This window comes from Agrobacterium sp. 22-214-1 (assembly GCF_053522465.1).
Genome location: NZ_JBNWCK010000007.1, coordinates 73,952 through 85,439 on the forward strand (window position 1 = coordinate 73,952; position 11,488 = coordinate 85,439).

The window sequence follows — 11,488 nt, forward strand, 5'->3', positions numbered from 1 at the left end:
GCGGGCGGCGTCACCGCCGCTCGTCGATCAGCCAGCCGGTGAGTTTTCTCACCGCGCTGTCGCTGCTTTTCGGCCGCATCAGCCAGTAGCCGCGTCCCGGTGCATCGAGGCTTGGGCCTGCCGTCACCAGCACGCCGGCCTCCAGCAACGGATCGACCAGCCCGGCCCAGCCGAGCGCGAAACCCTGTTCGCCGATGGTCGCCTGCACCACCATGGTGTAATTGTTGAAGCTGATATCGCCGCCATCATGGTCGGCCGTTCTCTGCACGCCGAAATGCTTGAAATAGGAAGGCCAGTCGAACCAGTGCGCCTGCGAGGTGTTTTCGAGGTGGATGAGCTTCCGCCGCGAAAAATCCGCAACGGTTGCGGGTGCCGGTGTCCCGGCCAGCAGGGCGGGCGAGCAGACCGGTGTGACCTTTTCCGAAAGCAGCAATACCGCCCCGTCGCCCGCTTCCTGCCGCGTGCCGAAAATGATCATCACGTCGCTATCGTGTTTGCCCTGGCCGAGCGGATCCTGCGTGGCGACGATCTGGATGTTGATGTCGGGGTTGAGCGCGCGAAATCCGTGCATGCGGGGGATGAGCCACAGGGACGAGAAGGCATAGTCCGTGTGCAGACGGATGGTCTGCCGTTCCTCCGTCCGGCGAAGCTGCTGCGCCAGAAGGTCGATGGCGTCGACATTGCGCGAGACGATCTCGAACAGCCTCTGACCTTCGGCCGTGAGTTCGATACCGCGATGTCTGCGCTGCACCAGCGCCACTCCCAGTTCCTCCTCCAGCCGGCGAATCTGATAGCTGACGGCCGGCTGGGTCAGCCGCAGGGATGCCGCCGCCGCGGTCAGGCTACCGCGGCGGGCAACCTCGGTGAAAATGCGCATCCATCCCAGATCAAGCGGCCGGTCTGACATTAAAATTCCTTATATCAACTATCGAAAAATACCCGCTTCACAGGCAAAAGCAACGTGGTGTTCAATAAAATGGATTGATAAAAGGGGAGCCGCAATGAAAACCATTTCTCATCTGCATCGCATCGCCGCCGGTCTCATTCTGTCCGTGGCGGCCTTCTCCACCCCGCTTCAGGCGGCGGATGACGCGGCCTGCAAGACGATCCGTCTCAGCGATCCCGGCTGGACCGACATCACCGCCACCAATGGCGTCGCTTCCGTTTTGCTTGATGCCTTGGGCTACGAGGCTGACGTCAAGACGCTGTCGGTGCCGATCGGTTATCAGGCGATGAAAAACGGCGAAATCGACGTTTTCCTTGGCAACTGGATGCCGGCGCAGAAATCCTTCGTGGACGATCTGAATGCTGCCAAGGCGGCCGAGGTGATGACGAAGAACCTTGAAGGCGCAAAGTTTACGCTGGCAGTGCCTTCTTACATGGCGGAAAAGGGCGTCAAGGATTTCGCCGATCTCGCCAAACATGCCGATGAGTTCGAAAGCAAGATTTACGGCATCGAGCCGGGTGCACCGGCCAACCAGAATATCCAGAAAATCATTGATGCCAATGATTTCGGCCTGAAAGGCTGGCAGCTCGTCGAATCCGGCGAGCAGGCGATGCTGGCGCAGGTGGAACGGGCGGGCAGGGACAAGAAGGCCGTGGTCTTCCTCGCCTGGGCGCCGCATCCGATGAATGAGAAGATCGATATCGCCTATCTCTCGGGCGGCGACGCCTATTTCGGCCCGAATTTCGGCGGCGCGGAAGTCTATACGCTCGCCCGCACCGGCTGGCCGCAGCAATGCCCGAATGCGGCGACGCTGTTCAAGAATCTGAAATTCGATATCGGCATGGAAAATACCCTGATGGGCTCCATTCTTGGTGGCGAGGATTCCAGGGCGGCGGCAGCGGCATGGCTGAAGGCCAATCCGCAGGCGCTGGATGGCTGGCTGCAGGGCGTTACCACGCTGGATGGCAAGCCGGGTGCAGACGCCGTCAAAGGCAAGCTTGGCCTCTAAAATCGGAAAGTGGAAATGCCGCGTCCCAATATCCTGATCCTGATGGCCGACCAGTTCAACGGGACGTTTTTTCCCGATGGCCCGGCCGATTTTCTCCACGCACCCCATCTGAAAGCCTTGGCGGAGCGGTCTGTCCGCTTCGCCAATACCTATACGGCAAGCCCGCTCTGCGCACCGGCCCGCGCTTCCTTCATGTCCGGGCAATTGCCAAGCCGGACACGGGTTTACGACAATGCCGCCGAATTTGCTTCCGACATTCCGACCTACGCGCACCACCTGCGGGCGGCGGGTTATTACACCGGCCTCTCAGGCAAGATGCACTTCGTCGGGCCCGACCAGCTACATGGCTTCGAGGAGCGCCTGACGACGGATATCTATCCCGCGGATTTCGGCTGGACGCCTGATTATACCAAGCCGGGTGAGCGCATCGACTGGTGGTATCACAATCTCGGTTCGGTGACTGGTGCAGGCGTTGCCGAAATCACCAACCAGATGGAATATGATGACGAGGTGGCCTATCACGCCACCCGCAAGCTCTACGACCTGTCGCGCCGCCTCGATGACCGGCCGTGGTGCCTGACGGTCAGCTTCACCCACCCGCACGACCCCTATGTGGCGCGGCGCAAATTCTGGGATCTATACGAGGACTGCCCGGCGCTCGATCCGCAGACACCGGCGATTGCCTTCGAAGAGCAGGACCCGCATTCGAAACGGTTGCTGGAAGCCTGCGATCATGAGGCGTTAGAGATAACAAGCGAGCAGATACGCCTTGCACGGCGCGGTTATTTTGCCAATATCTCCTATATCGACGAGAAGATCGGCGAAATCCTCGACGTGCTGAAGGCGACGCGGATGGAGGAGGACACGATCATCCTGTTCCTGTCCGACCATGGCGACATGCTGGGCGAGCGCGGGCTGTGGTTCAAGATGTGTTTCTTCGAGGGCTCCGCCCGCGTGCCCTTGATGATCGCCGCGCCGGGCTGGTTGCCGGCTTTGATCGACACGCCAGTCTCCACACTCGATGTCACGCCGACGCTCTGCGGACTGGCGGGGCTCGATATCACCTCGCTCAAACGCTGGACGGATGGCGAAGATCTGGCGGCGCTGGCATTGGGAACTGGCGAGCGCGGCCCGGTGCCAATGGAATATGCTGCCGAAGGCTCGATAGCACCGCTCGTCGCCCTTCGCGACGGCCGCTACAAGCTGTCGGTCTGCGAGGCCGATCCGCCGTTGCTCTATGATATCGAGGCGGACCCTGAGGAGCGGATGAACCTTGCCGGCGACCCTGCTTTCAGCGCCGTTCTTTCATCGCTTTCTGCTGAAATCGACCGGCGCTGGCAGCTCCCGGTTTTCGACGCGGCGGTGCGGGAAAGCCAGGCACGGCGCTGGGTGGTCTACAAGGCGTTGCGCAACGGCGCCTATTACCCTTGGGATTACCAGCCTTTGCAGAAGGCCTCTGAGCGCTATATGCGCAACCACATGGACCTCAACGTGCTGGAGGAAAACCAGCGGTATCCGCGCGGGGAGTGAAGCGGGTAGGGCGGATCAGGCGGGCGTGCGCACCTTGGGAGCACCGCCTGCCGCCTGCACGGCAAGGCTTCCCGCTGCAACACCGGCCTCAAGGCAGAGCTTCTCGTCCTCTCGCCGCAGCCATGCATCGATGAAGCCGGCATTGAAGGCATCGCCCGCACCGGTCGTATCGACCACCGGGACTTTTTTCGCCGCCGCGTGATGGAAACCCGCTCGCGAGGAGACCCAGGCGCCCTGCGCGCCGCCCTTCAGGGCCACGACGGGAAAGGCTCCGGACAAAGCGGTGAGAGCGGCTTCAGGGTTCGCATGGCCCGTGATCGCTTCGGCTTCTTCGAGGTTGGGCAAAAACACGTCGACGCCGGCGCAGGCCCTGAGCAGGCCCTTGTCATAGATCAGCGAGGCATCCCAGCTTGGATCGAGTGAGACGGACAGTCCATTATCCTTGGCGCGGGAGATGAGATCGGGGATTTCGTGCAGCGTGGCGAATTCGGCGATATGCAGATGGCGGGCCTTGTTCCAGGCAAAAGCGGCATCGAGCGTCGATGGCCTGGCGGCACCGGCGCGGCGTGTCAGGAATGCGCGGTCATGACCAACCACCGTCGCGACTGTGACCTGCGGCCCCGCATCCGCTGAATGCTCCAGAAATTGCAGGTCCACACCGCTCTGCTGCATTTTTTCGCCGATGGCGCGTGAGAAGGTGTCGGTGCCGAGCCTTGCCAGCAGCGCGGCCGGGCGGCCGATATGGGCGAAATGGGCGGCGGCGATGAAAGCTCCGCCACCGGCGGCGATTTCCATGTCGCTGGCAAACAGCTCCCGGCCGAGCACCGGCAATTCGTCAAGCCCGGTGAAAATGAGGTCGCAATAGATCCGGCCGATGCTGATGACGGCTGATTTTTCTGTTGTCATCATGCGCGGCCCAGAAGCTTTTCCGTTTTGGCGTCGAAAAGGTAAAGCGCGCCCGTTTCCGCCCGGCATTGCAGCTGGCTGCCGACGGTGGGAATGGCTTTGCCCCTTGCTGTTGCGATTACGGAGGTGGTTGCCGTATCCAGATGGACCAGCGTTTCCGGGCCGAGCGGCTCCACCGCCGTTACCGTTCCCTCAAGCGAGAAGGCGTTCCGGGTGGCATCGGCTTCTCCAACAAGCAGATCATGGGGGCGAATGCCGATCAGCAGCTCTCCCGTGGCCGATGGCGCGACGCTGTTCGTCGTTCTGGTACCGCGCAACAGGTTCATCGAGGGGCTGCCGATGAAACGCGCGGTAAAGACATCCACTGGCGTCTCGTAAAGTTCCGTCGGCGTGCCGACCTGCAGGATATGACCGTCCTTCATCACGACGATCCGGTCCGCCATGGTCATCGCTTCCACCTGATCGTGGGTCACGTATACGGTCGTTGTCTTAAGACGTTGGTGCAAGCGCTTGATTTCAATGCGCATCTGCGATCTCAACTGCGCGTCGAGATTGGACAGAGGCTCGTCGAAAAGAAAGGCTGCGGGATCGCGCACCATGGCGCGGCCGATGGCGACGCGCTGCCGCTGGCCGCCCGACAGGGCCGCGGGCCGACGGTCCAGCAATGCCTCGAGCCCCAGCACCCGGCCGGCCTCTTCGATGCGGCGGTTCTTTTCCTCGCGGTCGAGCTTCGATGTATAGAGCCCGAAGCCGATATTCTGGCGAACCGTCATATGCGGGTAAATCGCATAGTTCTGGAAGACCATGGCGATGTTGCGCTGTTTCGGCTCTTTCTCGTTGACGACATTTCCGGCGATTTTCAGCGTGCCGTCGGAAATTTCCTCCAACCCGGCGATCATGCGCAGCGTGGTGGATTTGCCGCAGCCGGAAGGGCCGACGAAAACCACGAATTCGCCGTCTTCAATGGCCAAGTCTATGCCCTTGACCGCTTCCACCTTGCCGTAGCGCTTTACCAGTTGATTGAGTTCGATTGTCGCCATTATCGCGCTCCCGTCAGGGCGGTAAATTTCTCTGCCAGCTCGGCGGCTTTCGCCGTTTCGTAATCGGCGGATCGTTGTGCTTCGGCCTCAAACGCACCGAGCTTGCCGCGATAGGCTGCGATGGCCTCCCGCATCGGTTCGGGGGCAGGGCCGCCGAAGCGGCTGCGAACGGCGACGAAGTGCTCCGGCGAAACGATCTGCCTGAACTTTTCCTCGTCGATGCCGGTTTTGCGGCCCGCCAGTTCCTCGAACGCCTTGAGGAAAGGCTGGTAACCGTCATTCGGCAGATCGCCCTTCAGCGCGACGACGCTTCTGGCGACGGCTGCGGCAATTTCATGCGCCTGCCGGAAAGACAGGTCTTCGATGCGGACGAGCGAATCCGCCAGCTCCGTAATGGTGATGCAGGAACGGCGAATATTCTGCTCGACCCTTTCCGGATCGATGCTGATCTTGCCGACGAGACTGGCGAGGAGATCGAGCACCCGGCCGGCAGAAGTGAAGGCCTCGTAACCCATGCCCTGGGTTTCGCCTTCGCTGTCGTTCATGTCGGTGAAGGGCGTGTTGTGCATAACATCCAGCACTGTCCGCGCCCGGCCGAATGTCTGGCTGGCGAGGTGGCGCAGATGCTCGATGGGAACCGGATTTCGCTTCTGCGGCATGATGGAGGAAATCTGCACCAGCGAATTCGGCACATAGATCTGGCCGACTTCGAAGCTCGTCCAGAACTGGAAATCCTGAATGAGCCGGCCGAGATGCAGGAACATCAGTTCGATCGCGCCATAGCTTGCCGTCGTATAGTCGACGGCGGCGATGCAGGAATAGGAATTGCGCAAGGGTGCGGCAAAACCAAGAAGCTCGGCGACACGCGCGCGATCAATGGGAAAGCCCGAGGTGGTGATGGCGGCAGCGCCCATCGGCGAAAGATCGACGATGCGGCGGGCCTCCGCGAAGCGGTCAATATCCCTGATCAACACCTCGATGGCGGCAGAGAGGTAATGGCCGAAGGTGGTGGGTTGGGCCGGCTGCCCATGCGTATAGGCCACGATGAGTGTGGATTGATTACGCTCGGCGGCATCGATCAGGGCTTTCAGCAGAATGCGCGCCTTGGCGGTGAGTGTATCGATCTTGTCCTTGAGACCGATCTTGAACAGCGTGTGGTCGATGTCGTTGCGCGAACGGGCCGTGTGCAGGCGGCCGGCGATATCGACGCCGATGCGGGCTTTCAGTTCCTTTTCGATCAGGAAGAAGAAATCCTCGACTTCGCCGGTATAGACCAGCTCCGATGGCTCGATGGTCCTGTCGATGTCTTCGAGCGCGGCGGCGATCTTCGCCGCCGTGTCAGCATCGAGAATGCCGGTTTCGCGCAGCATGACGAGATGGGCGCGGTCGATGCTGCGGAAACCGTCGACATGGTGGTTCTTGGCGCCGTCGAAAAGCGGGCGCAGCACGGTTTCCTTGTAGACAGGGTCGGGAAACTTGCTGGTATCCGACTGGCGCGGGTTCATATCGGCCATGATATTATCCTTTCAGACCCGCCAGCATCACACCGCGAACGATGTAGCGTTGCAGGACGATGAAGACGATAAGGGTGGGGATGGTCGCAATGGCTGCGCCGGTCATGATCATTTCCCACTGGATCTGCTGTTCCACGGCAAAGCTCGAGAGGCCGACGGGCAGGGTGTAGAGTTCCTTGCTTGTCGTGACGATCAGCGGCCAGAAGAATGCCGTCCAGTTGCCGAGGAAGGTGAAGATCGCGAGTGCGGAGAGCGCCGGCGTCACCAGTGGCAGGGCGACCTTCCACCAGATCTGGAATTCGTCGAGCCCGTCGACGCGCGCGGCCTCAATGAAGTCGTTCGGAACCGTCTCGAAGAACTGCTTCATCAGGAAAGTGCCGAAGGCCGTCATCATGCCGGGGAACATGATGCCCCAGTAGCTGTCGAGCCAGCCCAGCTGGCTGGACATCAGATACCACGGAATGACGAGCATTTCTGTCGGTATCATCAGCGTGGACAGGATCGCGAGGAAGATGAAGTATCGGCCACGGAACTCGAATTTCGCCAGCGTATAACCGACCAGACTGTCAAAGAAGCAGTTGGAAACGGTGACGATGACCGCTACCAGCATCGAGTTGAAGAACCAGCGCAGGAAACGGCCATCTGCCATGACGGTGATGTAGTTTGCGAGCGTCGGTGCAGCCGGAATGAGCCTGAGGTCATAGACCTGGTCAGCCGTCTTGAACGATGTCGAGAACATGAAGAGCAGCGGCGAGACCATGATGAGACCGCCGATAAACAATATGGTCCAGGCGATGATGCGGCCGGGGCGGATGCGGGCGTGGGAGAGTGGCGGCGCTTCGCTCATTTCTTTTCCCTCAGGACCCAGAGCTGGATCAGCGATACGACGAGAAGAATGGTGAAAAGAACGACCGTCTGCGCGGCGGCATAACCCATCGCATAGGAATTGAACGCGGTCTGGTAGATCATCAGCACCAGCGGCTTGGTGGAGCCGAGCGGTCCGCCCGGATCATTGGTGGTCATGTTGTAGACCTGGTCGAAAATGCGCAGGAAGCCGATGGAGGAAAACACCACGAGGAAAACGGTGGTGGGTTTCAAAAGCGGCAACGTGATCTTGCGCAGGATCGCCCATTCGCCGAGGCCGTCTATGCGCGCGGCCTCATAAAATGTCGTCGGAATGGCGCGCAGGCCGGCCATGAAGATGATGATCTGGAAACCGAGGCCCGCCCAGATGGCGGTTATCATGATTGAATAAAGCGCCTGATCGGTGGAGCGGATGAAAGGCTGCTGCGGAATGCCGAGAAGCCCAAGCACGTCGTTGATGATGCCGATGGGCGGCGGCTGATAAAACCAGCGCCAGACCCAGGCCATCGCGGCCGCCGTCGTCAGATAGGGCAGGAAATAGAGCGCGCGGATGAAGCCGTGCAGGATGCGTACCCGGTCGAGATAAAAGGCGATGACGAAAGCCAGCACGAGGCTGATCGGCGTGCCGATGATGAGATAGGTGAAGGTGTTCCTGAAGACCTTCCAGAATTGCGGATCCTTGAACAGCTTGGCGTAGTTGGCGATGCCGATGAACTTCGCCGGTCGCAGCAAGTCCCAGTTGGTGAAGGAAAGCCAGAAGGCCTGCAGCGTCGGGTAAAAACGAATGACGCTGTAAAACAGGATCGGGATCGCCAGAAAGCTCCAGATCCACAAAAGCCGTTTCGTGCGCATGGAAAGGCGATCTCCGAAGGAGCCGCCGGGGCGGCCGGATGCCGCCCCCTGTTGATCGATCGCTGTCATGTCGGACCTGCGGGTTTTAAGGTTTCGCCGCGTCGATGATTTCCTGCTCGGCCTCGGCGGCCTGCTTGACGGAATCCTCGACGGACTGGCCCTCGAGCAAGATCCGGTTCGTCATGTCGATGGCATTCTGCCGCTGGGCGGCTTCGTCCTTGAACAGGGTCGTATGGGCGTATTCGAGGCCCTTCAGGAACGGCGCGTAGACCGGGTCCTTCAGGTTCTCTTCGGTCAGTGCCGCTGCGCGCCGCGCCGGCAGCTCGCCGACCGTCTTCAGCCAGATCGCCATGGCTTCCGGTGAGGAGATGTAAGCAAGGAATTTCTTGGAGGCTTCCAGTTCCTCGCCGCTCGTCTTGGCGCTGATGCCGTTGGCGAAATAGCTGGCATAGTTGGAGCGGATATTCTTGTCATTGGTGGGAAGCTCGGTCACGCCCCACTCGAAATCCTTGATGGTTCTGAAGGATCCCAGACGGAACGTGCCGTCGATGGTCATGCCAGCCTTGCCAGCGCGGAAGGCGGCCTGGCCTTCATCCATGAAGCCCACCTGACCGATCTTCTTCTCAAGCTGCAGGCTCGTATAGAACTTCAGGGCCTGAACGCCTGCTTCGCTGTTATAGGCGACCTTCTGGTCGTTGTCGGTGTAGGGTTCGCCGCCGAACTGGCGGATGAGAACCTCACGCCACCATTGATGGTCCTGTCCGCCCATGTCGAGCGTGGAGCCGGCAACGGTGAGGTTTCCGGCGGCATCGTGCTTGGCGATCTTTTCCGCAGCAGCGACGAATTCATCCAGCGTTTTCGGCGGATTGGCGGGATCGAGGCCGGCTTCGGTGAAGAGCTTCTTGTTGTAGAAGAGCGCCAGCGAGCGAACCGCCGTCGGCAGGCCGTAATAATCGTCGCCGCGCTTCATGGCGCTGACGATGGGGAAAAATTCGCTTTCGATCTTGTCATGCGGGAAAGCATCGGCCGGCAACGGTTGCAAGATGCCGCCGGCTGCGAATTTATCCAGCCAGCCATAGAAGAGCTGCATCACGTCCGGGCCTTTGCCGGAAAGATTGGCGGCGATGACGCGCGTCTGGTAATCGGCGTAAGGGAAGGTCACCTGCTTGACGGTGATATCAGGATTGGCCTTCTGGAATTCCGCGATCAGCTCGTCCATGGCCTTCACGCGTGTATCGAAGACATATTGCCAATATTCGATTTCAACCGCTTGCGCGGCATTGAATGCGAATGTGCTGAAACCGGCGACCAAGCCGGCGAACAGAGTTGCCCTGCGCATGTAAGCCTCCATTTCCTCCGCCCGGTCTTCCGGATGCGGAGCGATCGTTCCCTTTATCCGCGCTTTCGCGCGCGCTCATCGATTTGCCGGCAGCGGAGTTTCCTCTTCCGCCCCATGCAAGCCTGACCCCCGGTCGCTCTTACGGTTCTCTGAAGGCGCGCATTTGTCAATAAGATAATTTACTTGAATTATTATATTGCGCTTATCGTCAATTCGACGCTATGAATTTTCCAAGAGACGGGAAGTTGAAGAGATGACGGTGCACACGGTGGACGCTTATCCCGTAGCAATCGGAAAAAATCCTGAGCGGAGCCGCGAACACAACAGGCGAGTCGTGCTCGACATCGTCCGGCGGCACGGGTCGCTCGGCCGCGCCCAGATCGCCAAGATCACACATCTGACACCGCAGGCGGTCGCCAATATCGTCGACGAGCTGATGGGCGAGGAATTGCTGAAGGAACTCGGCCGCCGCCGCACCGGCAGGGGCCAGCCGCCGATCCAGTTCGCCGTCAACCCGGATGGCGGGGCGACCATCGGTGTGGAAATCGCCGCCGACCATATGGTCACGGTCGGCCTCGATCTTGCCGGCGTGTTGCGTACCCATCGTGTTACTCCCCTCAAGGACACGACGCCGGACGCCATATTCAAGACCTTTGCCGCCGAGCACGCTGCCGTTGCTAAAAATCTCGGCTGCAGGCTGCTTGGCACCGGGGTTGTCATGCCCGGTCCCTTCGAGATTGATGGCATGACTTCCGTGGGGCCGACGACGCTTTCCGGCTGGGGCGGCATCGATGCCCGGCAGATGCTGGGGGAAGCCTGCGGCCAGCAGGTCGTGGTGGAAAACGATGCGACGGCCGCAGCGGTCGGGGAACGGCTGTTCGGTGCGGGACTGGCCATCCCGAATTTCTGCATGATCTATTTCGGCGTCGGTATCGGCCTCGGCATCATTCAGGACGGATCGCCCTATCGCGGCGCGTTCGGAAATGCCGGCGAAATCGGCCATGTGACCGTCTCGCCGAAGGGAAGGCCTTGCCCCTCCTGCGGGCAGAGAGGGTGTCTCGAAGCCTATGCCTCGGTTTATGTGCTGAAGGAAAAACTTGTCTGCGCCGGTGTCGTGGATACGGAGCTTGACGATCTGGAAGCCCTGTTCAAAGCGGGCAATCCGGTGGTGATGGAATGGATCGAGGATGCCGCCGTCCATCTGGCGCCCATGGTTGCCATGCTCGAGAATATTCTCGATCCCCAGACGGTCATTCTCGGCGGTGCGCTGCCTGAAATCGTCATCAGCGAAATTATTGCGCGGATGGGGCCTTTGCCGACCTCGGTCGCAAGCCGGCGGCAGCGGGAACTGCCGCGTGTCATCCACGGCAAGTCCGGCCAATTGACCGCCGCACTCGGTGCCGCGGCCTTGCCGCTGTTCGACATCGTAACGCCAAAACTCGAGACATCCATGGGAGCCGCAGCGCAGGCACCCGGCTGAATATTGGA

Annotated in this window: 10 protein-coding genes; 3 read left to right on the forward strand and 7 right to left on the reverse strand. The window is 60.4% G+C overall.

The genetic code is table 11. From position 1 onward, the window contains the following. Positions 1–10: 10 nt before the first annotated feature. Positions 11–907, reverse strand: coding sequence for a choline sulfate utilization transcriptional regulator (locus ACQZ5G_RS21165; RefSeq protein ID WP_448738810.1), 897 nt, complete (start codon positions 905–907; stop codon positions 11–13). Positions 908–1,001: 94 nt separating this feature from the next. Between ACQZ5G_RS21165 and choX the strand changes: the two genes are divergently transcribed. Then, complete coding sequence (choX, locus tag ACQZ5G_RS21170; RefSeq protein WP_448738811.1) at positions 1,002–1,955, forward strand: choline ABC transporter substrate-binding protein; 954 nt, start codon at positions 1,002–1,004, stop codon at positions 1,953–1,955. Positions 1,956–1,970: 15 nt separating this feature from the next. Beyond that, positions 1,971–3,485: a choline-sulfatase gene (gene betC, locus ACQZ5G_RS21175; RefSeq protein WP_448738812.1), complete on the forward strand. Its 1,515-nt coding sequence runs from the start codon at positions 1,971–1,973 to the stop codon at positions 3,483–3,485. A 15-nt stretch (positions 3,486–3,500) separates the two neighbouring features. Here betC and ACQZ5G_RS21180 read toward each other — a convergent pair whose 3' ends face one another. Genes ACQZ5G_RS21180 through ACQZ5G_RS21205 form a run of 6 tightly spaced genes read right to left on the reverse strand, consistent with a single transcriptional unit; the run spans position 3,501 to position 10,012 of the window. Beyond that, positions 3,501–4,394, reverse strand: a complete 894-nt coding sequence (locus ACQZ5G_RS21180) for a carbohydrate kinase family protein (RefSeq protein WP_448738813.1) — start codon at positions 4,392–4,394, stop codon at positions 3,501–3,503. Further along, on the reverse strand, positions 4,391–5,431 hold the full coding sequence (locus ACQZ5G_RS21185) for an ABC transporter ATP-binding protein (protein WP_448738814.1): 1,041 nt from the start codon (positions 5,429–5,431) through the stop codon (positions 4,391–4,393). Before ACQZ5G_RS21185 ends, ACQZ5G_RS21180 begins: the two co-directional genes overlap by 4 nt. After that, complete coding sequence (argH, locus tag ACQZ5G_RS21190) at positions 5,431–6,945, reverse strand: argininosuccinate lyase (RefSeq protein WP_448738815.1); 1,515 nt, start codon at positions 6,943–6,945, stop codon at positions 5,431–5,433. Before argH ends, ACQZ5G_RS21185 begins: the two co-directional genes overlap by 1 nt. Before the next feature lie 4 nt (positions 6,946–6,949). After that, on the reverse strand, positions 6,950–7,792 hold the full coding sequence (locus ACQZ5G_RS21195; protein ID WP_448738816.1) for a carbohydrate ABC transporter permease: 843 nt from the start codon (positions 7,790–7,792) through the stop codon (positions 6,950–6,952). Beyond that, positions 7,789–8,730 (reverse strand): carbohydrate ABC transporter permease, encoded by a 942-nt coding sequence (locus ACQZ5G_RS21200; protein WP_080853448.1) that lies wholly within the window; start codon positions 8,728–8,730, stop codon positions 7,789–7,791. Before ACQZ5G_RS21200 ends, ACQZ5G_RS21195 begins: the two co-directional genes overlap by 4 nt. A gap of 16 nt (positions 8,731–8,746) precedes the next feature. After that, positions 8,747–10,012, reverse strand: a complete 1,266-nt coding sequence (locus ACQZ5G_RS21205; RefSeq protein WP_059756274.1) for an extracellular solute-binding protein — start codon at positions 10,010–10,012, stop codon at positions 8,747–8,749. 241 nt (positions 10,013–10,253) lie between these two features. On the opposite strand from ACQZ5G_RS21205, the gene ACQZ5G_RS21210 reads away from it, so the two are divergent. Then, positions 10,254–11,480, forward strand: a complete 1,227-nt coding sequence (locus ACQZ5G_RS21210; RefSeq protein ID WP_448738817.1) for an ROK family protein — start codon at positions 10,254–10,256, stop codon at positions 11,478–11,480. Positions 11,481–11,488: the final 8 nt, after the last annotated feature.

Excerpts from the sequence above, each read along its gene's own strand:
- ACQZ5G_RS21165 (WP_448738810.1), bottom strand. The coding sequence starts at position 907 with ATGTCAGACCGGCCGCTTGATCTGGGATGGATGCGCATTTTCACCGAG.
- choX (WP_448738811.1), top strand. The coding sequence starts at position 1,002 with ATGAAAACCATTTCTCATCTGCATCGCATCGCCGCCGGTCTCATTCTG.
- betC (WP_448738812.1), top strand. The coding sequence starts at position 1,971 with ATGCCGCGTCCCAATATCCTGATCCTGATGGCCGACCAGTTCAACGGG.
- ACQZ5G_RS21180 (WP_448738813.1), bottom strand. The coding sequence starts at position 4,394 with ATGATGACAACAGAAAAATCAGCCGTCATCAGCATCGGCCGGATCTAT.
- ACQZ5G_RS21185 (WP_448738814.1), bottom strand. The coding sequence starts at position 5,431 with ATGGCGACAATCGAACTCAATCAACTGGTAAAGCGCTACGGCAAGGTG.
- argH (WP_448738815.1), bottom strand. The coding sequence starts at position 6,945 with ATGGCCGATATGAACCCGCGCCAGTCGGATACCAGCAAGTTTCCCGAC.
- ACQZ5G_RS21195 (WP_448738816.1), bottom strand. The coding sequence starts at position 7,792 with ATGAGCGAAGCGCCGCCACTCTCCCACGCCCGCATCCGCCCCGGCCGC.
- ACQZ5G_RS21200 (WP_080853448.1), bottom strand. The coding sequence starts at position 8,730 with ATGACAGCGATCGATCAACAGGGGGCGGCATCCGGCCGCCCCGGCGGC.
- ACQZ5G_RS21205 (WP_059756274.1), bottom strand. The coding sequence starts at position 10,012 with ATGGAGGCTTACATGCGCAGGGCAACTCTGTTCGCCGGCTTGGTCGCC.
- ACQZ5G_RS21210 (WP_448738817.1), top strand. The coding sequence starts at position 10,254 with ATGACGGTGCACACGGTGGACGCTTATCCCGTAGCAATCGGAAAAAAT.